At 61.6% G+C, this 24,583-nt stretch carries 19 protein-coding genes; 4 read left to right on the forward strand and 15 right to left on the reverse strand.

Going from position 1 to position 24,583, the window contains the following annotated elements; genetic code table 11:
* Nucleotides 1-50 precede the first annotated feature (50 nt).
* Nucleotides 51-254, forward strand: a complete 204-nt coding sequence (locus KUV86_RS01695; RefSeq protein ID WP_222483460.1) for a hypothetical protein — start codon at nucleotides 51-53, stop codon at nucleotides 252-254.
* 555 nt (nucleotides 255-809) lie between these two features.
* Nucleotides 810-1,904, forward strand: a complete 1,095-nt coding sequence (locus KUV86_RS01700; RefSeq protein WP_222483384.1) for a 3-deoxy-7-phosphoheptulonate synthase — start codon at nucleotides 810-812, stop codon at nucleotides 1,902-1,904.
* Here the strand turns inward: KUV86_RS01700 and KUV86_RS01705 are convergent, their stop codons facing one another.
* Nucleotides 1,905-2,507 carry a lysozyme-like domain containing protein gene (locus tag KUV86_RS01705; RefSeq protein ID WP_222483385.1) on the reverse strand — a complete coding sequence of 201 codons (603 nt, stop codon included), beginning with the start codon at nucleotides 2,505-2,507 and terminating at the stop codon, nucleotides 1,905-1,907.
* Between the two features lie 262 nt (nucleotides 2,508-2,769).
* Complete coding sequence (locus tag KUV86_RS01710) at nucleotides 2,770-3,342, reverse strand: hypothetical protein (RefSeq protein WP_222161573.1); 573 nt, start codon at nucleotides 3,340-3,342, stop codon at nucleotides 2,770-2,772.
* A 487-nt stretch (nucleotides 3,343-3,829) separates the two neighbouring features.
* On the opposite strand from KUV86_RS01710, the gene KUV86_RS01715 reads away from it, so the two are divergent.
* Nucleotides 3,830-5,959 (forward strand): PhoX family protein, encoded by a 2,130-nt coding sequence (locus tag KUV86_RS01715; protein WP_222483386.1) that lies wholly within the window; start codon nucleotides 3,830-3,832, stop codon nucleotides 5,957-5,959.
* Nucleotides 5,960-6,189: 230 nt separating this feature from the next.
* Here KUV86_RS01715 and ppk1 read toward each other — a convergent pair whose 3' ends face one another.
* On the reverse strand, nucleotides 6,190-8,412 hold the full coding sequence (ppk1, locus tag KUV86_RS01720; protein ID WP_222483387.1) for a polyphosphate kinase 1: 2,223 nt from the start codon (nucleotides 8,410-8,412) through the stop codon (nucleotides 6,190-6,192).
* Between the two features lie 48 nt (nucleotides 8,413-8,460).
* Nucleotides 8,461-9,468, reverse strand: a complete 1,008-nt coding sequence (hemB, locus tag KUV86_RS01725) for a porphobilinogen synthase (protein WP_222161576.1) — start codon at nucleotides 9,466-9,468, stop codon at nucleotides 8,461-8,463.
* A gap of 209 nt (nucleotides 9,469-9,677) precedes the next feature.
* Between hemB and elbB the strand changes: the two genes are divergently transcribed.
* A complete protein-coding gene (elbB, locus tag KUV86_RS01730) occupies nucleotides 9,678-10,340 on the forward strand; it encodes an isoprenoid biosynthesis glyoxalase ElbB (protein WP_222483388.1) in 663 nt (220 codons plus the stop codon).
* 200 nt (nucleotides 10,341-10,540) lie between these two features.
* On the opposite strand, the gene tatC is transcribed toward elbB, so the two are convergent.
* From tatC to KUV86_RS01785, 11 genes are all read right to left on the reverse strand, one after another.
* Entirely contained in the window at nucleotides 10,541-11,335 is a 795-nt protein-coding gene (gene tatC, locus KUV86_RS01735) for a twin-arginine translocase subunit TatC (RefSeq protein ID WP_206940260.1), read from the reverse strand.
* Nucleotides 11,332-11,760: a Sec-independent protein translocase protein TatB gene (gene tatB / locus KUV86_RS01740; RefSeq protein WP_222161578.1), complete on the reverse strand. Its 429-nt coding sequence runs from the start codon at nucleotides 11,758-11,760 to the stop codon at nucleotides 11,332-11,334. Before tatB ends, tatC begins: the two co-directional genes overlap by 4 nt.
* Before the next feature lie 6 nt (nucleotides 11,761-11,766).
* Nucleotides 11,767-12,027, reverse strand: a complete 261-nt coding sequence (gene tatA, locus KUV86_RS01745) for a Sec-independent protein translocase subunit TatA (protein WP_222237063.1) — start codon at nucleotides 12,025-12,027, stop codon at nucleotides 11,767-11,769.
* Between the two features lie 58 nt (nucleotides 12,028-12,085).
* Nucleotides 12,086-12,418, reverse strand: a complete 333-nt coding sequence (locus KUV86_RS01750; protein ID WP_222161580.1) for a phosphoribosyl-ATP diphosphatase — start codon at nucleotides 12,416-12,418, stop codon at nucleotides 12,086-12,088.
* A gap of 21 nt (nucleotides 12,419-12,439) precedes the next feature.
* Entirely contained in the window at nucleotides 12,440-14,062 is a 1,623-nt protein-coding gene (gene ubiB / locus KUV86_RS01755; RefSeq protein ID WP_222483389.1) for a ubiquinone biosynthesis regulatory protein kinase UbiB, read from the reverse strand.
* Nucleotides 14,059-14,700, reverse strand: coding sequence for an SCP2 domain-containing protein (locus KUV86_RS01760; protein WP_206940831.1), 642 nt, complete (start codon nucleotides 14,698-14,700; stop codon nucleotides 14,059-14,061). Before KUV86_RS01760 ends, ubiB begins: the two co-directional genes overlap by 4 nt.
* 7 nt (nucleotides 14,701-14,707) lie before the next feature.
* Nucleotides 14,708-15,454 (reverse strand): bifunctional demethylmenaquinone methyltransferase/2-methoxy-6-polyprenyl-1,4-benzoquinol methylase UbiE, encoded by a 747-nt coding sequence (gene ubiE, locus KUV86_RS01765; protein WP_206940250.1) that lies wholly within the window; start codon nucleotides 15,452-15,454, stop codon nucleotides 14,708-14,710.
* 111 nt (nucleotides 15,455-15,565) lie between these two features.
* Nucleotides 15,566-15,949: a gamma-butyrobetaine hydroxylase-like domain-containing protein gene (locus tag KUV86_RS01770; protein ID WP_222161581.1), complete on the reverse strand. Its 384-nt coding sequence runs from the start codon at nucleotides 15,947-15,949 to the stop codon at nucleotides 15,566-15,568.
* A 169-nt stretch (nucleotides 15,950-16,118) separates the two neighbouring features.
* Complete coding sequence (hslU, locus tag KUV86_RS01775; RefSeq protein WP_222161582.1) at nucleotides 16,119-17,441, reverse strand: ATP-dependent protease ATPase subunit HslU; 1,323 nt, start codon at nucleotides 17,439-17,441, stop codon at nucleotides 16,119-16,121.
* Between the two features lie 2 nt (nucleotides 17,442-17,443).
* Nucleotides 17,444-17,962, reverse strand: a complete 519-nt coding sequence (hslV, locus tag KUV86_RS01780) for an ATP-dependent protease subunit HslV (protein WP_206940245.1) — start codon at nucleotides 17,960-17,962, stop codon at nucleotides 17,444-17,446.
* Between the two features lie 330 nt (nucleotides 17,963-18,292).
* Nucleotides 18,293-24,352 carry an Ig-like domain-containing protein gene (locus tag KUV86_RS01785; protein ID WP_222483390.1) on the reverse strand — a complete coding sequence of 2,020 codons (6,060 nt, stop codon included), beginning with the start codon at nucleotides 24,350-24,352 and terminating at the stop codon, nucleotides 18,293-18,295.
* Nucleotides 24,353-24,583: the final 231 nt, after the last annotated feature.

The raw sequence follows: 24,583 nt of genomic DNA on the forward strand, positions 1-24,583 counted from the left end.
AGCTAGACTCGTGGTGTGCCCTGACAATCCAACGATGAGAAGAGGCTTCCATGGCCCACCACAACGCTCCTGAGCAGCGCCACGCCAGCGATCACGGCAAGACGCAGGGCAATGTCCATGACAGCCCCCACGACCCGGCTGACTTTCGTGATGAGAGCGGCTTTCTGATGATCTTTCTTGGCCTGGTGGTGATGGCGGGCATGACATGCCTGCCGGCGACCATCGCCTGGGTGACGCTGGCAACAGCAGGATAGGTGTCAGGGGTTGCCATTTGTCTCGGCGCCGGGCAGGATGAAGGCAGATTCAGGAGATCGCCATGTTATCAGTCACCTCTCAGCCAACAGCTTGCCCTGACGGAGCATCTTGCTCCGCAAGTGGTGCGCTGGCGACCGATGTCGCGTCGCTGAGTGGTGGGCAAGCGATGACGGGCGTGTCCTTTTATTGGTCCAGCTTTACCTGGTATTGGTTTGATACCGGGGCGCTGGTGCGCGAGGCCTGACGACAACGTCGGCACTCGCGAGGCGCTCCCACCCAGGGCCGCCTCCCAGAACCCCCGGACGGCAGCCCGTCCGGGGGTTCTTTGTTTTTGGCATGATGCTCCAGAGCGTCGCGACAGCCTGCAGTGGCAGGTAACAGGAGATAACCGATGACCGCATATCGAGATTTCGTCTACGCCGACTTCCAGGGTTACGCCTATGGGTATGGCTGGCGATTTATCGACACGCGGTCGGCCCAACTGGCCACCTCCGACCGTGAGCGCCTCGGTGGTCGACATGTTCAACGATGTACGACCCTTTGGAGCTGATACCATGACCGCGACCCTCTCCCTTGCTACGACCTCCCACATGGCCACGACGACCCCAGAGACTGCTGTGCAGGATCGATCTAACGGGACCGCATTGCCCGCACCGCTGTCGCTCAAGCAGCAGTACCCGTTGAGCGCCACTCTGGCGGACCGTGTCGACGCACAGCGTCAGGAAATTCGCGACATCCTGGAAGGCCGAGATGACCGCCTGCTGGCGGTGGTGGGGCCCTGTTCGATTCATGATCCCCAGGCGGCCCTGGAATACGCCGAGCGCCTGGCCGGCATGGCGGCCAGTATCCGCGATCGTGTCCTGGTGGTCATGCGCGTCTACGTCGAGAAGCCACGCACCACCGTGGGCTGGAAAGGGCTGGCCTACGATCCAGACCTGGATGGGACAGGCAACATGAGTCGTGGCCTGGCGCTGTCGCGCCAGCTGATGCGGGACATCGTTGAGATGGGGCTGCCGGTCGCCACCGAAATTCTGCAGCCGATGATGGCCCCGTACCTGGAGGATCTGCTGGCCTGGGTCGCCATCGGCGCGCGCACGACCGAGTCTCAGCTGCACCGCGAGATGGCCAGTGGCCTGGGGGCTGTCGTCGGTTTCAAGAATGCCACCAGTGGTGATGTGCAGGTGGCCCTGGATGCGATGCACAGTGCTGCCCATCCCCATCAACATTTTGCCGTAGGCAGCGACGGCCAGCCGATGATGGTCGAGACCCAGGGCAATCCCCATACCCATGTGGTGCTGCGTGGCGGCCACGGCGAACCGAACTACGATGTTGCTGCGGTGGCGGCAGCGCGTAGAGCTCTGCGCGAGGCCGGGCTGTCGCCGCGCTTGATGGTCGACTGCAGTCATGCCAATGCACGCAAGGACCACCGCCGCCAGAGCGAAGTCTTGCTCGACGTGCTGGCCCAGCGGCTGGCGGGCGATACGGCGCTGATCGGGGTGATGCTCGAGAGCCATCTGCATGAAGGCAAGCAGCCTCTGGACCCCGGCAAGCTGCGCTACGGTGTCTCCGTCACGGACGCGTGCATTGGTTGGGAGACCACCGAACACCTGTTGAGTGTGGCCGCAGAGCGCCTGGCCGAGGGCACCTGATCAACCCCGGCAAAATGGCCAGACCTCGAAGAATCCATCGCAACGAAACTCCGCCTCGCAGGCGGCCAGCTGGCCGCGATAACGCGAGGCGGTGGTCGCGACCTCGCGCGCCGCGCGTATGACCGCAGGCTTGGCGCGATAACTACCGCGCTGGTAGCCCCCCTGGCCCTCGTGGTAGGCCAGGTAGAGGTGTTCCGGATTGGCCAGCGAGACGCCGGTCATGCGCTGCGTTCGGGCGTTGTACCAGCCGATGAAGTCGGTGGCATCGTCCATGTCGCTGCGGCTTGAGAACAGCCCACCCGCATCATCAGTGTATTCTCCCCAGACCGGGTCCTGGGCCTGGGCGTAGCCGTAGGCCGAGGAGGGACGCGTCCACGGAATGAACCCCAATAGCGTGGTTCTGGGAGGCCTGACGTGGCTGCGAAACGACGATTCGCGCTTGATGAACGCCATTTGGGTCCAGGGGGGAGTCCCCCACTTTTCATACGAGGCACGCGTCGCGTCATACCAGTCCGGCTGCTGGCGAAAGACGTCGCACAGATTGTCCTGATGGGCCGGTGGCGCTGGGGCGAAGGCCGCACAGCCTCCCAGCAGCAGCAACATGCCGCTCAAGACCAAGCACTTCAAGACTAAGCACTTCAAAACCCTGCGAGCCGGTTGAGAGACAGCGCCCTTGGAGATACAGCGCCCATGGACAGAGCGCTTGGAGGAACAGCTCCTGGAGAGGGAGCTCCTGAAAAAAGACTCGGGGGCAGGCCTTGAGGCGGGCATGGACACTCCATTGTCGTGATGAGCTTGAGCATTATGCCGTTCTCGCCACCTGGAGAACACTTGGTGTCACCCATGCCGCTTTCATCGACTTGTTCTATGCCGTTTCAGGCGTCGCCTGAGAGAGCTCCCCTGGATCCTGCATATCTTCTGGCACTCGTGGCAGGTCGACGGGTAGATGGCGGGCGAAGAATGCCAGACAGTCGAGACTGCTGGAGGCGTCGGGAGCGAGCGGGCAGTTCCATGGGGAATCGCGCAACTCATCGGGCAACTGTTGGCTGAGCTGCTCCAGCTCCTGGCTCTTTGGCCAGCTGAGCCAACGCTCCCTCTCCAGGGCCTGGGGTTGACGCCACTTGAGCATCCAGTCGTCGCCCCAGGGCAGTACCGCCAGATGTCCGGGGTCTGGCAACGGCAGCCCCTGGAAGGCGCTGGACCACCAGGCGGGGTGGAGCTGCTGGCGGTGAAGCCGGTTCAAGCACTGGGCCAGCAGTCCCCGCTGGATCACCATCACATCCAGGTGCTGGTGGTCCTGATTGAGCACATGCACCGCCAGGCTCTGTCGATTCACGCACAGCTCTTTCGCGATCAGCGTGTCGAGTGACGCTTGCGGGTCACTATGGCCCAGCACTCCCCGCTCTAGTGCCACCAGAGCGATAGTGTGGGGTGGCATGACCAGCACGCAGGGTAGGGCAGGATCCAGTTGACCAAGGAGATCCAGCCGGGAGTGGCTCCCCCCTCGTTGCTGCCTTTGATCGGTGCAATGTACCCAGTGCCAGCAAGGTTCTGGGTCCTCATCGCTAGAGGGTGCCTTTTGCGGCATGAGCAGAATGCGCTGATGTCGGTGTCCCAGATGCCACATGGTTCTGGTCCTGTCGAGAGCAAGCGTTGGATCACTCTGTCGTCACCTAAGCTTAGTTTCTTTCACTAATTGTTACCCTTTTAACATTTCAGTTACCTCTTATGCTTTGTCCGGCGTACCGCATCGTCACATCCCTGTCATCTAGACATCCTAGGGTGTCGCGAGGACCGACATCGCCGAGATAGCGCACCCAACAGCGCAGATCGGCGCGAGTGACTGCCCGCCACCGGCCCGCAGCCGGCAACGACATCCCGTCTGCCGACGTTCCACACGTCGACGGCCAAGAGAGGACTGCGCAATGAGCAAGGAAATCGAAGATCACCGCCTGTTGAACCCCAGCAGCAATGAGCCCTTTTCTTCAATACTCGATCGTCGCCTGTCGCGCCGCGCTGTGATGAAGGGCGGCATGGGCATGGCAGCCATGTCCATGCTGGGGGGCTTCGGGCTGACCGCTATCGCCGATCAGCATGGGTCAGGCATGTCCAAGACGCCGCTGGCACTGGCCTTCGACGCGGTCAAAGGGTCGCGCACGGATGCGGTAGTGGTGCCTGCGGGGTATACCGCCCAGGTACTGGTGCCCTGGGGGACGCCGCTCGATGACAGCGCCCCCCAATGGCGCGACGACCTGGCCATGACGCCAGAGGGACAGGCGGCCAGCGTCGGCATGCACCACGACGGCATGCACCCCTTCGCTCTGGATGATGCCAGCGGCTCTGAGCGCTTCCTGCTGGTGATGAACAATGAGTACATTGATGAAAATGCCCTGTGGGCGCCCCAGGGCGGTCCCACCAACATGGCGGAGGGCAAGCGTCCTGCCGATGAAGTCCGAACAGAAATCAATGCCCACGGGGTCACGGTCGTAGAGGTGCAGAAGGGCGCCAACGGACACTGGAGTCACGTCAAGGGATCCCGTTACAACCGTCGCTATACCAGTGCCACGCCGATGCATCTGTCTGGCCCGGTGGCCGGCAGTGACTACGTCAAGACCCGGTTCTCTCCGGGGGGAACCCAGGCGCGGGGCACCAACAATAACTGTGCCAATGGGTATACCCCCTGGGGCACCTATCTGACCTGCGAAGAAAACTGGCCGGATTATTTCGTCAAGGACGAAGGGCGGACGCGGGACGATGATCGTCTTGGCATCGCCACCGGGCGCGGTCGCTATGGCTGGGAAACCGCAGCGGGCGACGCCAGCGAACGTGATGACGAGTTTACCCGGCTGATCGGCAACCCCGGCGATGGCGATGCTACCGGCGACTATCGCAACGAGGCGCGTCAGTTCGGCTATATCGTCGAGATCGACCCGTACACCGGCAAGCAAGCAGTGAAGCGCACGGCGTTGGGGCGTTTCCGCCACGAGGGGTGCTGGCCGGGCAAGCTGGAGGCTGGCCAGCCGGTCGTGTTCTACTCTGGCCACGACTCCCGCAACGAGTACATCTACAAGTTCGTGTCCAGGGCGGTCTGGGACCCGGCGGATGCCATCGCGCCCGGTGCCGAGGCCGACCGCCTGGCGCGAGGCAGCAAGTACATGGATGAGGGCACGCTGTACGTGGCTCGCTTCAATGCCGATGGCAGTGGCCAGTGGTTGCCGCTGACGCCGCAAGCTACGACCCAGGATGGTCGCCCCCTGGCCGAGGCCCTGGAGCTCGGTGCCGACGATCTGGCAGGGGTGATCATCCATACCTGCGATGCCGCTGACCTGATGGGGGCAACGCCGATGGATCGCCCGGAGTGGGGCGCGGTGGATCCTTCCACCGGTGAGGTCTACATGACCCTTACCAACAACTCCAAGCGTACCGAGGAAGGCACCGAGGCGACCCTGACCGGCGATGGGGACAGCATCGAGGCGTTGGGGAATGGCTATGCCACCGCTCCGGTCAATGCCGCCAACCCGAGGGCCAACAATGAGGCGGGGCAGATCATCCGCTGGCGTGAGGGGGCAGATGCCAGTGCTTTCGAATGGGAGGTCTTTGTCTTCGGTGCCGCCGCCAGCGATGCCGATAACCTGTCGGGCCTGACCGCAGACAACGAGTTCGCCAGTCCCGACGGTCTTTACTTCGACGAGCGCGGCGACGGCCAGGGTATCCTGTGGATTCAGACCGACAATGGCTATGAGGGCGTTGCCGAAAGCACCAATGACCAGGTTCTGGCGGTGGTGCCGGCAGGGCTGGAGCGTGCCGATGGTGCGGCTGCGGTGCTGTCCGGTGCCAACCAGGACAAGCTCAAGCGCTTCTGTGTGGGCCCCAACGGCTGCGAGGTGACGGGTATCTTCTCGACGCCTGACAAGACGGCGCTGTTTATCAACATCCAGCACCCTGGCAACTGGCCTGCCAGTGATGATGCCACCCAGGCCACCGATTCCAGCGTGCGTCCGCGTGCTGCCACGGTGGTCATTCAGCGCGAAGACGGCGGCCAGATCGGGCTCTAGCCTTCGCTTGCCGCCTTTGACTGCGGCGTCCAGCACCGGCCCCCGGCTCCTTCATCGGAGCCGGGGGCTTTGCTTTGGGGCAGGGGGCAACAGGGGCGGGGCGCGACAGGGGCGGTGCTGGCGCCAAGGCGCCCTGATGTCCGTGATGTTGGTGGTGCCGGCATGATATGCCCCCGACAGCATCGCTGGCGGGGGCTTTCTAGGAGCGCTGTGTCCTGGAGCTAAAGCCGTCAGGCACGGGCGGCATAGGCGTAGAGCAGCGTTTCCTGGGCCGAGATCGGGGCGGCCTCGCCGGGATCCTGCTTGATGTAGGTCCCGTCGCCCTGCAACAGCCAGCTCTGACAGTTGTCGACCAGGTAGGTTTCCAGGTCCTTGCGCACCCGTGCGGCCAGTTTCTTGTCCAGCAGCGGAAAGCAGGTCTCGACCCGGTGGAACATGTTGCGGGCCATGAAGTCGGCGCTGGAGCCCCAGGTTTCGGGCTTGCCGTCATTGTGGAAGTGGAAGACTCGGGTGTGCTCCAGAAAGCGACCGATGACCGAGCGCACGCGAATGTTCTCCGAGATGCCGGGCAGTCCAGGGCGCAGACAGCACATGCCGCGAATGATCAAGTCGCATTCGACCCCGGCCTGGGAGGCGCGATAAAGGGCCTGAATCAGCTTGGGTTCGGTCAGGGAATTGCACTTGACGATGATATGGGCGCGCTTTCCCTTGCGCGCGAATTCGGCTTCTCGCTCGATCATTGCCACCACTTGCTCGTGCAGGGTGAAGGGAGCGTGGAGCAGCTTTTCGATCTGGCGGGTGCGTCCCATGCCGGACAGCTGCTGGAATACCTTGTGCACATCGGCACATAGCACTGGGTCGGCGGTCAGCAAGCTGTAGTCGGTGTAGAGCTTGGCCGTCTTGGAATGGTAGTTGCCGGTGCCCAGGTGGGCATAGTGACGCAGCGCGCCCTTCTCGCGGCGCACAATATGCATCATCTTGGCGTGGGTCTTGTAGGCCATGACACCGTAGATGACGATGGCGCCGGCCTCCTGCAGGCGTGAGGCGAGGGCCAGGTTGTCGGCTTCATCGAAGCGGGCGCGCAGTTCGATGACAACGGTGACTTCCTTGCCATTGCCGGCGGCCTCCACCAGGGCGGTGACGATGGGGGAGTCGGCGCCGGTGCGATACAGCGTCTGCTTGATCGCCAGCACGTCCGGGTCGCGAGCGGCTTCACGGCACAGGTCTTCCACGGGAGTGAAGGACTGGAAGGGGTGGTGCAGCAGGATATCGCCTTCCTGCATGGCCTGCATGATGCTGTTGGGCTGTTTGACCTGCTTGGGTATCCCCGGCACGAAGGAGCGATACATCAGCTCTGGGCGCTCCGAGTCCCCCAGTACCGACATCATGCGAGTGAGGTTGACTGGGCCGTTGACGCGATAGAGGTCATTGGGCTCGAGCTGGAATTGCTTGAGCAAAAAGTCGGACAAGCCTTCCGGGCAGTTGTCGGCCACCTCGAGGCGCACGCCGCTGCCGTAGCGGCGGGCCAGCAGCTCACCACGCAGGGCCGAGGCCAGGTCCGAGACTTCTTCCGGGTCCACGGTCATGTCGGCGTTGCGGGTCAGGCGGAACTGATAGCAGCCCTTGACCTTCATGCCCGGGAACACTTCGTCGGCGTGGGCATGGATCATCGAGGACAGGAACAGGTACTCGTTGAAGCCTTCCTCACACAGCTCGCTGGGCAGTGCGATCACTCGTGGCAGGGAGCGGGGCGCCGGAAGAATGGCGAGGCCGCCTTCGCGGCCGAAGGCATCCTTGCCTTCCAGCTCGACGATGAAGTTCAGGCTCTTGTTGACCAGGCGTGGGAAGGGGTGCGACGGGTCCAGGCCAATCGGGCTGACGACCGGAATGATTTCGTTGGAGAAGTAGTCATGGACCCACTTGCGCTGAGCCTTGGTCCAGTCGCTGCGGCGGCGGAAGCGAATGTTCTGTGCCTCCATTGCCGGAATCAGCTGCTCATTGAGAATGCGGTACTGACGTTCGACATGCTCGTGGGCGATCTTGGAAATCTCGTCCAGCACGGAGCGCGGGCTGCGCCCATCGGCCCCGGTGGCGTCATCGCCCATGGCGATCTGGCTCTTCAGGCCGGCGACGCGAATTTCGAAGAACTCGTCCATGTTTGAGGAGAAGATCAGCAGGAACATCAAGCGGTTGAGCAGCGGATGCGCTTCATCCAGTGCCTGTTCGAGCACCCTGATGTTGAACTGCAGATGCGACAATTCACGATTGAAGTAGAGGCTGGGATCGCTGAGATCCGCCTCCGGGTCGGGCAGAGCCTTGGGCTTGATCCCGGTGCGCGTCTGATTCAGCCGCGGCACCGGGGTATCGGCCTGGGGGGAGTCTCCCACCGAGACATCGGACTTGCCCAGGGTGGCCTGTTCAATGGTGGCGTTGTCGGTCTGTGCGTCTTCCATGGTCATTCCTCAAAAAGGGGCCCGGGAAGGCGCCGTTCCTTCCCCTCGTCAGCTTGCCAACAGTCTGGCCGCTCGCTTGGCAAAATAGGTCAGCACGCCGTCGGCTCCGGCACGCTTGAAGCACATCAGGGACTCCAGAATGACGCTGTCGGCATCCAGCCAGCCATGGTCGAATGCCGCCATGTGCATGGCATATTCACCACTGACCTGGTAAGCGTAGGTGGGCACACGCAGTTCGTCCTTGACTCGTCGCACCACATCCAGATAGGGCATACCTGGCTTGACCATCACCATGTCGGCGCCTTCGGTGATGTCCATGGCGGCCTCGTGGAGCGCCTCGTCGCTGTTGGCGGGATCCATCTGGTAGGTGGACTTGTCGGCCTTGCCCAGGTTGGCCGCGGAGCCCACGGCGTCGCGGAAGGGGCCGTAGTAGCGCGATGCATATTTGGCGCTGTAGGCCATGATGCGGGTGTTGTGCAGTCCTTCCTGCTCCAGCAGCTCGCGGATCGCGCCGATGCGGCCGTCCATCATGTCGGACGGTGCCACCACGTCGGCGCCCGCCTCGGCATGGGACAGGGCCTGCTTGATCAAGGTCTCCACGGTGCGGTCATTGGCCACGTAGCCGTGCTCGTCGAGGATGCCGTCCTGGCCGTGGCTGGTGTAAGGGTCCAGCGCCACGTCGGTGATGACGCCGAGTTCCGGCAGGGCCGCCTTGAGCTCGCGCACGCTGCGCTGGACGAGTCCGCCTGCGCTGTAGGCTTCTTCGGCCAGCTCGCTTTTCTTGTCGGCATCGACGACCGGAAACAGGGCAATCGCGGGGATCCCCAGCTCGACCGCTTCTCGGGCTTCTTCAATCAGCAGGTCCAGCGACAGGCGCTCGACACCGGGCATGGACGGCACGGCCTCGCGACGACCTTCGCCTTCCAGCACAAACACTGGCCAGATCAGGTCATCGGCGGTCAGGGTGTTCTCACGCATCAGGCGGCGAGAGAAGTCGTCCTTGCGCATGCGACGGGGACGAGCAGCAGGAAACAGGCGAGGGGTGATGGCACTCAAGACGGCACTCCACTGGGAACGAGATTTGGCGCCACGCGCTAGTGTGGTGGCGTTAGATGACAGGCGCGTGACATCCGTCGAGTATATTCCTCCTCGCCTGTTCGTCGAAAGTCGCGTCTTGTCGCACCCTTGGTGACTCTCTAGAGTAGTGGCTGTCTTGGCTGCACTTGGCGCCCTGGAGAGCCAAGTGCGCTCATAAGGAGAATGAAATGAGTAAACAGGTAGCGATCGTCCTGTCAGGTTGTGGCGTTCAGGATGGCTCTGAAGTCTATGAAACCACCCTGACCCTGCTGCGCCTGGATCAACTGGGCATTGCCTATCGCTGCTTCGCACCGGATATCGATCAGGCGGTGGTCGATCATCACCGCGGCGAGGTGGTCGAGGAGACGCGGAACGTGCTGGTGGAATCTGCGCGCCTGGCCCGGGGAGAGATTTCTCCGCTGGATGAGCTGTCTGCCTCGGACTTTGATGCGCTGATCTTGCCCGGTGGTTTCGGGGTGGCCAAGAACCTGTCGAACTATGCGACAGCCAAGTCCGACATGGACGTGCACCAGGACTTGAGTGAGCTGTTGATCGAGTTTCACGACGCACGCAAGCCGATTGGACTGATGTGCATTGCCCCGGTGCTGGTGCCTAAGGTCCTGGGGCCGGGAATTGCAGTGACCATCGGCAGCGATCCGGAAGTGTGCGGCTGCATCAGTGCCATGGGCGGGCTGCATCGTAGCTGCGCCGTTGACGATATCGTGGTGGATTTCGAACACCGTATCGTCACGACGCCTGCTTACATGCTGGCGACCCGCATGAGCGAAGCGGCACTAGGCATCAACAAGCTGGTCGAGCGCATCGACGAGATGATGGACCTGAATCACTGAATGTGCGGTACGCACATCACCCAGTGATCGGGATTGGATAGCAAAAAAGCTGACGTTTTTACGTCGGCTTTTTTGCGTCTTTCGCTACAGGTCTTTCGCTACAGGTCTTTCGCTACAGGTCTTTCGCTACAAGTCTTTCGCTACCGAGGCGTCGGTTGCTGTGTCCCTAGCGACGCGCAGGTTTGCACAATGCTCCGGGATCAGGCGTCGTTGGCGTCTTCGCTGGTGCTGTCTTCCTGGTCGGCATCAGCGCGGCGGCGCTTGACGAGCCGGCCGAACAGCAGCCCCACCTCATAGAGCAGATACATGGGAATGGCCAGCAGGCTCTGGCTGACCACGTCCGGGGGCGTCATCAGCATGCCGATCACAAAGCAGCCGAGTATGACGTAGGGGCGCTTGGCGCTCAGGCTTTCGACGCTGGCGGCTCCGGTAAGCACCAGCAAGAAAGTGGCGATCGGGATCTCGAAGGCAATGCCAAAGGCGAAGAACAGCTTCAGTACAAAGTTGAGGTACTGGTTGATGTCGGTCATTACCTGCACGTTCTCCGGCCCGGTCTGGGTGAAGAAGGCGAATAGCAGGGGAAACACGACATAGTAGGCGAAGGCCGCGCCGAGATAGAACAGCACCACGCTGGAGGCCAGCAGGGGCAGCGCCAGGGCCTTTTCCTTGTCGTAAAGCCCCGGGGCGACGAAGGCCCAGGCCTGGTGCAGCACGAAGGGAATGGCCACGAATACCGCCACCACCAGCGTCAGCTTGAAGGGCGCAAGGAAGGGCGATGCGACCTCGGTGGCGATCATCTGCGAGCCTTCCGGCAACAGCTCCATCAGGGGATCTGCCACAAACTGATAGATATCGTTGGAGAAGGCGTAGAGCGCCAGGAAGATCACCACGATGGCGATCACCGCGCGCATCAGTCGCGAGCGCAGTTCCACCAGGTGTTCAATCAGCGGGGCGTGGCCCTGACCGGACGGCGGCGTGTCACCAGAATGGCTCATCGGGCGGTGGAATCCTTGTGATCGGAAGTGGCAGCTGAGTCGACGGACGAGGTTGGCTGGCTGGCGCTGTCAATGGCGGCGTCCAGACGCTGGTCCGCGCTGGTGCTGCCGTCGCTCTGCGGGCGAGCGCTGTCACGAGGCGGTGCGTCGGCGATGGATTCGACACTGCGCTTGGCGCTTGCCGCACTGTTCTTCGCCTGGCTGACGCCTTCGTTGAGCTTGCGCTCCTGCTCCTTGAGCTTCTGCCGCAGTTCCTCGGCTTCGAGCTGGGCGCTGATTTCGCGCTGCATGCCCGCCACTGAGCGTTTGATCCGGCCTACCCACAGGCCGGCGGTACGCGCGGCCTTGGGCAGACGCTCGGGACCCAGCACCAGAAGCCCCACCACCCCGATGATCAGCAGTTCGAGAAAGCCGATATCGAACATGTGGCGTTACTTGCGTTCGTCGGAGGACTCGGGCTTGCGCTCTGCCTCGACATCGTAGGTGTGGGTGCCGTTGGGCTCGTCATGACGCACCTGGGCCTGAGGCTTGTCTTCCTCGGACTTCTCTTCGTCTTCGTTGACGGCCTTCTTGAAGCCCTTCACGGCGCCTCCCAGGTCGCTGCCGACATTTCTGAGCTTCTTGGTGCCGAAGATCAGGATGATGATGCCGAGCACGATCAGCAGCTGCCAGATACTGATACCACCTAACATAAGTGCTTCCTCAATGTACGGCGCCAAGCGCCTTGAATCGTTGGTTCCGGCCGCCTTGTCAGCGGGGGCGGGACGCCTTTTCCTCGTGGCCCGATACGCCAAAGCGACGGGCCAGTTCATCCAGCACCTGCTGATGGTCAAGGCCCAGGTGCGAGAGCATCACCAGGCTATGAAACCACAGGTCTGCCGTTTCAGCGATCAACGCCTCTTGACTGGCTGGATCAGCGTCAACGTCCTTGGCGGCGAGGACGGTTTCCACCGCTTCCTCCCCCACCTTCTCGAGTATCTTGTTCAGGCCCTTGTGATGCAAGGAAGCGACGTAAGAGGACTCGGGGTCGGCGTGTCGACGTTCAGCGAGGGCGGCGTCGAGCTGCTTCAGAATATCGCTCATCGGTGAAGGTTCCATGAAGGGTCAGTTCCAGATCACCAGCAGGGTGCCAATGCCTGCCGCCAGCAGGACGGGCCATGGCTGGCCCGATAGCCATGCCGTCAATGGCTGCCAAGCCAGTGCGACGGCGGCCAGCGCCAGGCCCAGGCGGGTCCGTCGGACGCGCTTGGCCTGGCGGGTGAGCTGACTCAGGATATGGGTCAGTACATCGGCCTGCTGAGTGACCTGTCGGGAGCGCTTTTCGGTTTCCGACAGCGCCTTGTGGGCCAGCACGGGCAGTTCCGGTAGCTGGCGGGTGAGCTCCGGCGCTTGCCGCTTGAAGGAGTCCCAGAGTCCGTGGGCGCCGGCGCGCTCTTTCATCCACTGCTCCAGATACGGCTTGGCGGTGGCCCACAGGTCAAGATCGGGATAGAGCTGGCGGCCGAGTCCCTCGATATTCAACAGGGTCTTCTGCAACAGCACCAGCTGTGGCTGGACTTCCATGTTGAAGCGCCGTGCGGTCTGGAACAGTCCCAGCAGCACCTGGCCGAAGGAAATATCCTTGAGCGGCTTTTCGAGGATCGGCTCACACACGGTACGCACCGCGGCGGCGAACTCGTTGGCGCGGGTGTCTTCTGCCACCCAGCCGGACTCGATGTGCAGCGCCGCCACCTCGTAGTAGTCCTGGTGGAAGAAGGCCAGCAGGTTGCGGGCCAGATAGTCCTGGTCTTCCCTTGTCAGGCTACCGACGATGCCGCAGTCGATGGCGATGTACTGGGGATCGCTCGGATTCTGGCGGGAGACGAAGATGTTCCCCGGGTGCATATCGGCATGGAAGAAATTGTCGCGAAAGACCTGGGTGAAGAAGATTTCGACGCCTCGCTCTGCCAGCCGCTTGAGGTCTGTCCCCTGGGCCTTGAGGGCATCGATATCGGCCACCGGAACGCCGTGGATACGCTCCTGGACCATGACCTTCTGGCGCGTCAGCGGCCAGTGGATCGACGGTACGTAAAGCAGTGGCGAGCGCTCGAAGTTGCGCTTGAGCTGGGAAGTGTTGGCCGCCTCCTTGGTCAGGTCCAGTTCATCGAACAGGGTGACCTCGTAGTCGCGTACCACCTCCAGCGGATGCAGCCGGCGTGCCTCGGGCAGAAAACTCAGGGCCTTGGCCAGCAGATACATCAGCGACATGTCCTGGCGCATGACCCGGTCAATGCCCGGGCGGATGACCTTGACCACCACATCCTGGCCATCGTGCAGGCGCGCCGTGTGAACCTGGGCGATCGATGCAGAGGCCAGCGGCTCCCGCGAAAATTCGGCAAACAGCGCCGACAGCGGTTCACCCAGGGACTCTTCGATCAGCGCTTCTGCCTGCTCGCCAGGGAAGGGCGGTACCTGATCCTGCAGTCGCTTGAGTTCGTTGGCGATGTCGTCGGGAAACAGGTCTCGTCGCGTCGACAGCATCTGGCCAAACTTGACGAAGATCGGTCCCAGCGACTCCAGCGCCAGGCGCAACCGCTCACCCCGTGAGCGTTCACCTACGGGCACCAGCTTGAGCGGCGACCAGGTGAATACCAGGCGTAGCCACCAGGGTAGTTTCTCCAGTGGCAGCAGGGTATCCAGGCGATAGCGGGTGACGACCCAGATGATGCGCAGGGGGCGAAGGATCATGGGGCGTCGTTCTCCTGGGCCAGGCGGCGGGTCAGGCGCTTGAGGCGTGCTTCGGTGCGATCAGTGGCGAGTTCTAGCTCGGTCAGGGCGTCGCGCATGGCTTCCAGCTGGTGGCGGCCGGGCAGCCAGCGGGCTTCCTCGAACACGTACTCGGAGACATCGGCGCACAGTTCCCGCTGGGTGCGAAGTCCCCAGCGGGATAGACCGCGCAGCCCTTCGGCAAGCTGGTGGGCGGGCAGATCCCCCAGCCAGCGGGCGAGTTCGGCCTCCCAGTCCAGATCCAGGTCCAGCAGCAGGTCGCGGGTCGCCTCCAGCAGGTGGATCTTGCCGCGCACCGCCAGGCGGCCCTCGAACATCAGGCGCTCCATGTCGGCACCGCCGGCGAGGCGTCCCAGGGTATCCGTGTCCAGCTCGACCACCGCGTCCCAGGCAGCTTCCTCGACCTCGTCGATCAGCAGCAGGTCAAGCCCTTGAGGGTGGTAGCACAGGCCCAGCTGCACCGGCGGCGATTCCAGGCACAGCAGGACGCGCTGGCCCGCCAGCTGGCGTAGCCGCGAGGGGGCAGCGGGGTCGCGGGCAAGCAGGGTGTTGACGGTCTTCTCGATGCCGGCCAGCAGCAGGGTCGGGGTCAAGGCCATCATGTCCTCAAAGCTTGATGCCGCGGTGCAGGGCGACGATACCACCGGTGAGATTGGTGTATTCAACACGCTCGAGGCCGGCCGTTTCCATCATGCCCTTCAGCGTTTCCTGGTCAGGATGCATGCGAATCGATTCGGCCAGGTAACGATAGCTGTCGGCATCACCCGCCACCATTTCGCCCATCTTCGGCAACAGGCGAAACGAGTACTCGTCGTAGGCTCGGGTCAGCAGGGGGTTGCCGGGCTTGGAAAACTCAAGCACCAGCAGACGGCCTCCTGGCTTCAGGATACGCGCCATCGACGCCAGCGCGGCATCCTTGTCGGTAACGTTGCGCAGGCCAAAGGCGATGGTGATGCAGTCGAAGGTATTGTCGGGAAAGGGCAAGCATTCCGCGTTGGCCTGAACGTACTCGACATTGCCACCGACGCCGCGGTCGAGCAGCTTGTCACGGCCCACTCCCAGCATCGATGCGTTGATGTCGGCCAGAACGACCTTGCCGCGAGGGCCCACCATACGCGAGAACTTGAGCGCCAGATCCCCCGTTCCACCGGCAATATCAAGCACGCTGTGGCCTGGGCGAACACCGGAGCGCTCGATAGTGAGGCGCTTCCACAGACGATGGATACCGAAGGACATCAGGTCGTTCATGACGTCATAACGGGCTGCCACGCTGTGGAAGACATCGGCGACGCGTGACGCCTTTTCGTCGACCGGCACGTCCTGAAAACCAAAGTGGGTAGTGCGCTTATCCATGGGACTCCCGAGTCGTGAGCTGTCGCGAGATGGGCCTAGAAAACGGCCATTGTAGCCTTGCGGGCCGGGCTTGTCTTTGACCGTGGCCTGGCCTCGGAAAGACGAGTGCTGCTACAGCTGACGGATCTCGATACCCAGCGGCTCGCGGCTGGCGCCAGCGGCTTCGAGGCGTTCGAGGTAGTCGGCCCAGTTGGCGTCGCGCTCGCGGATCAACCAGGCCAGGTAGTCCCAGCTGTAGAGTCCGCTGTCATGGCCGTCATCGAAGTGAAGCTTGAGCGCGTAGCGTCCGGCCTGGCGAATATCGGCAAGGCCTACATCCTTCTTGCCTACCTGTAGGGTGGCGGTATCGGCGCCGTGGCCGCGAACCTCGGCAGACGGCGAAAACACCCGCAGGTATTCCACCGGCAGGCGGTGGCGTGAGCCATCGGCATAGCCAATCTCCAGCTCACGCGCTTTCCTGTGATAATGCACCAGGGTAGGGGTAGGGGCTGTCATGTCGATCTCCACGGAGTGATATGCCGATCTTGCGCTTGCTGCGGCCCTTGTGGTTGAAGCTGTTCATCAGGGATTGTCATGACAGCCTACCATCACGACACGGGCCGCGGCGCGATGCGCGGCGGCCCGTGGGGGGTGATGCTCAAGCCTCGTCGGGCATGGCACGGTATTACAGAATATACCGGCTCAGGTCCTCGTCCATCGCCAGCTCACCCAGCTGAGAATCGACGTAGGCGCGGTCGATGACCAGCGGGCTGCCAATGTCTGAGCCCTTGAAGGAAGCTTCTTCCAGCAGTCGTTCCATCACGGTGTGAAGGCGGCGAGCCCCGATGTTTTCGGTGCCTTCATTGACGTTATAGGCGATCTCGGCGATGCGCTCGATGCCGTCGTCGGTGAACTGCACTTCCAGGCCATCGGTGGCCAGCAGCGCCTCGTACTGACGGGTCAGGGCGGCGGACGGCTCGGTCAGAATGCGCTTGAAGTCCTCCGGCGTCAGCGCCGACAGCTCGACGCGGATGGGCAGACGACCCTGCAGTTCCGGGATCAGGTCTGACGGACGCGACAGGTGGAAGGCCCCTGAGGCGATGAACAGGATGTGGTCGGTCTTAACCATGCCGTACTTGGTCGACACGGTGGAGCCCTCGATCAGCGGCAGCAGGTCGCGCTGGACGCCCTCGCGGGAGACCTCCCCGCCGCTGGACTGTCCGCTGCCCTTGGCCACCTTGTCGATTTCGTCGAGGAAGACGATACCGTTCTGCTCCACCGCCTCCACGGCGCGGGATTTGATGTCGTCCTCGTTGACCAGCTTGCCGGCCTCTTCGTCGCGCAGGATGGAGAAGGCTTCCTTGACCGTGACCTTGCGGGTCTCGGTCTTGCCCTTGCCCATGCCCGAGAACAGGCTCTGGAGCTGGTTGGTCATCTCTTCCATGCCCGGCGGCGTCTGGAATTCCAGATTGGGTGCCTGGGGAGACACCTGAATCTCGATTTCCTTGTCGTCGAGCTGACCCTCGCGCAGCTTCTTGCGGAACATCTGGCGGGTGGACGAGTCTTGACGCGGTTCGTCTTCCTGGCCCCGCGGCGGCGGCAGCAGGGCGTCGAGGATGCGATCCTCGGCGGCGTCCTCGGCGCGGTGGCCGACCTCTTCCTTGGCCTGCTCGCGGACCAGCTTGATGGCCGCTTCGGTGAGGTCGCGGATGATCGACTCGACGTCGCGCCCGACGTAGCCCACCTCGGTAAACTTGGTGGCCTCGACCTTGATGAACGGTGCCTTGGCCAGCTTGGCCAGGCGTCGAGCAATCTCGGTCTTGCCGACACCGGTGGGGCCGATCATCAGAATGTTCTTCGGCGTGACTTCCTGGCGCAGCTCACCGTCGAGCTGCATGCGACGCCAGCGGTTGCGCAGGGCGATGGCCACGGAGCGCTTGGCATCCTGTTGACCGACGATGTACTGATCCAGCGCGTGGACAATTTCGCGGGGTGTCATCTGGGTCATGATCAAAGCTCTTCCAGGGTCACGTGGTGATTGGTGTACACGCAGATGTCACCGGCGATTTCCAGCGACTTCTCGGTGATCTCGCGGGGCGACAGCTCGGTGTTCTCCAGCAGTGCGCGGGCGGCGGACAGGGCAAAGTTGCCGCCGGAGCCAATCGCGATGATGCCGCGCTCGGGCTCGACCACGTCGCCATTGCCGGTAATGATCAACGAGGCCTTCTTGTCGGCGACCGCCAGCAGGGCTTCAAGACGACGTAGAGCGCGATCGGTGCGCCAGTCCTTGGCCAGCTCCACCGCTGCCTTGACCAGGTTGCCCTGATACTTCTCGAGCTGGGCTTCGAAGCGTTCAAACAGGGTGAAGGCATCCGCGGTACCGCCGGCAAAGCCTGCCAGCACCTGGCCATGATAGAGGCGCCGCACCTTGCTGGCGTTGCCCTTCATTACCGTGTTGCCCAGTGACACCTGGCCGTCACCAGCCAGCGCCACCTGGTCGCCGCGGCGAACGGAAACAATCGTGGTCATGGAGCATTCTCCTTGAGGAAACCCCGGCATTCGACCGGCCTCGGGTTTCCTGTGACTTTCGAGGGAAGGGTCCCTCGTTGAAGACGATAGTCTGGGAGGTGTGGGCACCATGCCGAGATTTCAACCGGGCACAGCGGGCATCGCGCTGGCGGTGGGGCAGAATACGTTCGTGGCGTAGCCATGGAGACTGTCGTTGGCCATGGCTGACGCTGCATTCATCGCTCCGGGCCCGTAAACGACAGCACCCGGCCGAGGCCGGGTGCTGTTTCTTCCTTTTACATCAACTGCTTCCTTGCTACTGCGGGTATCGATAGGGGCTCAATGCAAGCCTTACTCGATATCGAGCTGGTGGTTCTCCAACAGACCCTTGAGGAAGTCATCGCTGGAGCCCGACATGCTGACATCGGACAGCACGATGACCTGGCTGGCGTTGCTGCCATCGGCGCTGATGTTGCCACCTGCGTCGATGTGCAGCACGGTGTCGGCCCCTTGCTGTTCTGCCAGCAGGTAGTCAGACAGCGACGCCTCTGATGCATCTTCCAGCAGATCCGACAGGTCCAGCTTGTCGGCACTGGCACTAGCGCCATAGACACCGGTGTGGAAGTCGACAATGGTGTCCGTCGCGGGCGAGCCCTCGACGCCTGCGTCAGCGAGAGTGAAGACAAAGGTGTCTGCACCGCCACCGCCGATCAAGATGTCATCGCCGGCACCGCCCCTCAGGATGTCGTCACCGCCCTGGGTGCGAGTGGTTTCCAGCAGCGATTCGTAGTTGTCGCGAACGTAGTCGCTGAGCTGGGCATTGGTCGGTGCTTCACCATCACCGTGCTCCGGAGACCACGTCAGGAACTCGAATACCCCTCTCAGGCCCATGCCGTCATGGGTGCCAGCAGCGAAGCTTGCTCCCGTGTCGCCATTGGTCCAGCTCAACTCGTCACTGTTGGTGGTATCACCAAAGATGATGTCGTTGCCGCCGCCGCCATCCAGGGTGTCGTTGCCAAGACCGTTGTATCCAGTTTCCTTGGAGCCGGTGGCCAAGGCCAGGTTGAGCTCGAACTGGGTGTCGACAATCTCCGCCTCGCCAATGGTGCCGGTGAATTCGGTGCCGTCATCCAGAATGACGGTAGATTCCCCGACCACGTTGGTGTTGTCGAAGTACTGGGTGATCTGCGAGACGTTGGTATCGTCGGGCAGAATCGTGCGGGTCTTGGGCGTTTCATCCCAGCCCACCGCGTGCACATCGGTGTACTGTGTCAGGTCGTTGAAGGCATCTACCGTCTCCTGCATCGTGACCTGGGTGGTGTTGGCCGTCCACACCTTGGCGTCGTTGTTCACGCCCGCCATGTAGAACTGAGGCGTACCGTCGGTGTAGAAGATGGTCTGGTTTTCCACGTCGTCAGTACTGACTTGCTTGAACCAGGTCTCTGTCTTGCGGAACGCGTCTTCGGTGTTGGTGTAACCACCCGGGCCCCAGCCGTTGACACGGTCGATGATGGACTGGAACAGGTTGTTGCCGACGACGTCCTTGTACTCCATGGTGTAGGCGTGATCGTTGAAGATCACCACGTTCATGTTGATGACGCCGACATGATCCTTGAGGCCATTGACGAATTCGGTGACCGCCTCCCTCAAGATTTCGATACGCGTCTTGAAGTACCCGGGGTAGCCGTCTTTCGGTATGTCGGTATACGCCGCAGTACTCACCGAGAAGTCGAGCACCAGAGCCAGGTTGTAGTCCTTGCCGTTCTCGATGATGGTTGCGCTGCCGCCATCGTCGCCGATGATGACATCGTCGCCGTGGCCTGCGGTGATAGTGTCATCGCCGTCACCACCGGCCTGCACGCTGTCTTCCTCGCGGGTCTCGAGGGTCAGGTAGCCTTCGGCGTAGTCGCCATCCCCATCGGTACCGGTCAGCTCGTAGGTAACATCGAGGCTGCCACCTTCACCGCCCGAGCGATACTCCATGCCGCCGAGGCTAAGGTCATTGCCCGCCTGGCCAGTGATTTCCACTGCCTGGAAGGGCTGGCTGCTCTCAAGTTCGATACGCCATCCGTCCTGAATGCCGGCCACGGTGATGCTGTTGCCGTTATCGGTCAGGGTGATTTCCGAGGTGACCTCGACACCCACGGCATCGAATACCGAGATGTCGCTGACCGACAGGTCGACAGGAGTGCCACTGCCCAGGGCAGGTACCGATCTGCCGGCGCCGCCGTCGACATCAAAGGCAAATGCGGAGACAGAGAGTGACGCTGTCGAGCTGGACTTGCCATCAACATGCAGCGTCTGCTGGTAGCGGCTGATGGACTGATGGCTGTCCCAGGACGCTTGACTCTTGCTGATGACAGCATTGTTGAGGAAGTCGACGCGGATGACCTCACCAGCACTGATCTTGGCATCCTTGACGCCCAGGGAGTTGTCATCACGAACGATGGTCTGACCCTTGGAACTGATCAGTACATCGTTGCCAGGCTCTGCATCCGCCACGTTGTAGCCGATAAAGCTGTGGTCTTCGGCAGCGGTTCCCGTCGATACGATGACGTCATTGGTCTCGCCAGTGGTAAAGGCATCGCTGGCCATCACCGAGTAGCTGGTCCCATCGTCCGACAGGGCCACAGAGAAGGCAACGTCGCCGTCAGCGGTAACCGCTGACAGCATCTTGCCGTCGTCGCTCAGCGCGTAGGTCAGGGGTTTGCCAAGGTAGATCAGAGCGTTACCAGCGCTGTCCAGCGCTGCGGTGCCATCGATGTCGTCGTAGAACACCACGCTATCGGCACCATCGGCGCCGGCATGGGTAGCGAAGTTGAGGGAACCTGACGCACCATCTTCCAGGAAGGCAGGATCCGCCATGAACACTTCCGGCATGTCGTCATTGAGGTTGACAGTCAACTTGCCGGTGACGACATCACCATCACCATCTGTCAGCGCATAGCCGAGGTCCAGGGAAATAGTGTCCTCGGTATTGATCATCGGATGATCAAGGACATCGCTAAGGACCACTTCGTAGCTACCGGAGGCAAGGTCAGTGACCTTGGCGGTCAGTACTGTCGTGCCATCGGTCGTGCTACCCGTCAACACGGTGCCGTTGGCACTGACGGTAAAGGTGATGGCATCACCGCCAGAAGTCAGCGACGGTAGACCTGCCGTCTGCCAGGTGAAGGCGCCGGTGCTGGCCGGACCATCCTCGCCGAAGGTATAACCCAGAGATCCCGTCGTCTTCACGACTTCACCGGACACATCGCCGTTGCCGCCGGCCAGGCCACCTGACAGGCCGTCCTCATCGAGGGTGGTGACAGGGGAGGTGGTGTTAGGATCACCATCGGTCTCGGGCGTCGTGGGTACGATGCCGTTATCCATGACATTGACCGTTACCGTCGCGCTGCTGGTATCGCCGTCGCCGTCCTTGAGGGTGTAGGAGATCCTGGCAATCCCTTCAAACTTGGGAGCAGGAGTGAAGGTCAGAGTGCCATCGCTGTTGATGGACACGGAGCCAACGTCCGCACCGCCGACCACGGTCGCCTTGCTGATGTGGGCTCCGTCGGCGCCCAGCGCATCGTTCGCCAGTACGTTCAGCGTTATGGGTGAGTTGTTCTCGGCATCAACGCGGTCATTTCTTGCCTGCGATGAGTCGTCATTCACCAGGATCTTCAACGTGCCAGAGGCTTGAGCGCCAGCGCTGTTGGTGATGGTATAGCCCAAGTCCAGTACGAAGTTGTCTTCTTCTGTCGGGTTGGCGTGGTCCAGCGGCTGATGGAGCACCACCTTGTAGCTTGCTGACGCCAGGTCAGGCAACTGAACGGTGATCACCTTCCGGCCATAATCGTCAAAGCCCACCAAGGAGCGACCGTTACCGTTGAGGAAGAAGGTGACGTCGCTACCCCCAGAGGTCAGCTGCGGCAACGAGCTCTGATCCCAGGAAAACGCATCGGCTGGATCGGCAGGCCCCAACGAGCCAAAGTCGTAATTCAGCTGACCTGTTTTTACGATAGCTGTGCCAGCAATATCTCCGATGCCCCCTTCGTTTCCACCCGGCAAACCGTCCTCATCTACAATGGCGAGAGGAGCACTGGAAGAAGGGTCTCCGTCGGTTTCTGGCGTCGTCGGCCCTGTGGCCGTCTGGGTGACGTCTACCTTGAGCTTGCCATAGGCAATGTCGCCATCACCATCAGTGAAGGTGTATTCGACAATAGCTTTACCGGTGAAGTCCTGAGCCGCGGTAAACGTCAGGGTGTTGTCGGCATTGACCACAACGGTGCCGACGCTATCGCCGCCAGCTACGGTCGCAGACAGTTGCCCAGAGCCATCTGCTCCGGCCTGGTCATTGGCCAGAACGTCGAAGGTGATGGGGCTTTGGTTATCGGTGGACGTGTGGTCATCCTTCACCAGGGGGGAGTCATCATCAATGATGACTTTCAATGCACCTTCCGCCGTCAACCCTTGCTTATCGGTGACGGTATAGCCAACCACCAGGCGAATATCGTCCTCGACCTCAGGGTTGCGGTGATCCAGTGGCTTGGTGATGACCACCTTGTAAGTACCTGTAGGCACATCGGTCAACTGGATGAAAACGATCTTCTCGCCCGAGTCAGTGCTGCCGACCAGGGAGCGACCGTTGCCGTTCAAGTTGAAGGTGATGGCTTCGCCACCGGTGGAGATCAACGGCAGGTTGCTGGGATCCCAGCGGAAGGCGCCGGTATCCGCCGCTCCGTAGATGCCAAAGTCATATCCCAGCGTGCCGAAGCGCACAGTTGCGGTAGTCAGCGCATCATTGGCGCCGCCTCGCACCCCTCCCGCAAGCCCTTCTTCATCCAGCACGGTGATTTCCGTCTTGGTTAGCGGATCACCATCGCTATCAGGCGTGACTGGGCCCACGTTTCCTGCGCTGTCGACGCTGATTGCCAGCTCGCCGGTGGCTTGGTCGCCATCGCCATCCACCAAGGTATAGGTGATGACGGCGTCTCCTGCGAAGTTGACGTTTGGTGTAAAGGTCACGGTGCCGTCGGCGTTGATCTCGGCCGTGCCGGTAGCGGCTCCGCCCTGCACATCCACCTTTGTCACCTGGCTGCCATCGCCACCGGGACGGTCGTTCTCAAGGACGTCCACCGTCACCGCTGTGGCGCTGTCTGTAGAGGCTGTATCTTTGAGGGTCTTGGGGGAGTCATCATTGACGACGACGTTTAGCTTGCCATCGGCACTGAGGCCTTCGGCATCGGTGATGGTAAAGCCGACGGAGAACTCGATATTGTCCTCCATGGTGGTGTCGGAATGATCCAGCGGTTGGCGAATAAAGACGGTATAGGTGCCTTTCTCTACATCCATGAGCTGCAGAGTAATGACGGCTTCGCCATCTGGTGTCTTGCCTTCAATGACCCGGCCGTTGGGGCTCAGGGTATAGCTGACGGCTTCGCCTCCAGAGGTGAGCGCCGGCATATCTTCCAGGTGCCAAGAAAAGGCGTCGGCCCCGGCCGCAGGGCCACTGGCACCATAGCTGTAGCCGAGCTCGCCTCGGGCCGTGGCGAACATTTCAGGCACATCGCCGACGCCACCTTCGCCCCCGCCTTCTAGACCGTCTTCGTCGACGGTGGCAGTGGGTGAGGTGGTGGCGGGATCATCGTCCGTCTCTGGCGTGACGGGGACAGCCTTGAGTTTTACCGTGGTATTGAAGGTACGGCTGGTGACGTCACCGTCGGTGTCGCTGGCCGTCACGGTGAAGCTGAGTTTAGGGTCATCCTCGATGACGTCCCTGTCGATGGTGAAGGTCCAGGTGCCGTCGCTCTTGATGGTCAGCACGCCATTGTCCAGCTGAATGGCGGTATCGAGTGCATAGCTGGTGCTGTCGCCAGGCACCTTGACGCTGGCATCTTCCAGACCGTCAGCACCGCCGCTGAGCGTCCAGTTGCCGGTATGTGTGGTGGATACTTCGATTTCGCTGCCGTCCTGGTAAGTGATGGCAGGCGAATCATCGTCGATAAAGACAGCGATCATGTCGCTCGAGGTGGCGCCGGCACTGTCGGTCAGGGTGAAGCCAACCTGCAACAGCAGATCGTCTTCCGCCGTGGGAATGCCATGGTCGGCTGACTTGAAAAGTGTCGCCTCAAACAGACCTGAAGAGGTGTCTTGCATGACAAGTTCGAAGACTTTTTCGCCATCTTCGTCAGCGGCTGTCAGGGTCAGGCCGTCATCTGACACTGAGTACGTCACGGCGGAGCCGCCGGACGTGATTGCCTGAATACCTGTAGTTTTCCAGGTAAAAGGCGAGTTGCTGGCAGGGGTTCCATTGTTATAGGAAAAACTGATCAGACCCTGGGTGGTGATATCCGTGCCGGGGAGATCATTGATACCACCAGCATTGCCGCCTGTCAGTCCATCTTCATCAAGGAACGCGGTTGTGTTCACTGTTTCAACGTTGCTTTCAGCCATCACTGTCCACCTGTAAGTAGAGGAAAATGCGCCGACGCTCAATGACAGAATTCGCCATTGTTGTGCAGTTTCAGGGTTGTTGACGTAACCCCGTCATATGGGCATGCGCTGGCGAAAACCATGCTAGTGATAAGGACAAAGTGGTAATACTGGCTACATGGGCAGGTGGGGAAACTTTGGTATGCGTGATTAGGTAAGGTATGGATG

It is taken from the genome of Halomonas sp. DP8Y7-3 (assembly GCF_019801675.1).
Taxonomy (GTDB): Bacteria; Pseudomonadota; Gammaproteobacteria; order Pseudomonadales; family Halomonadaceae; genus Halomonas; species Halomonas litopenaei_A.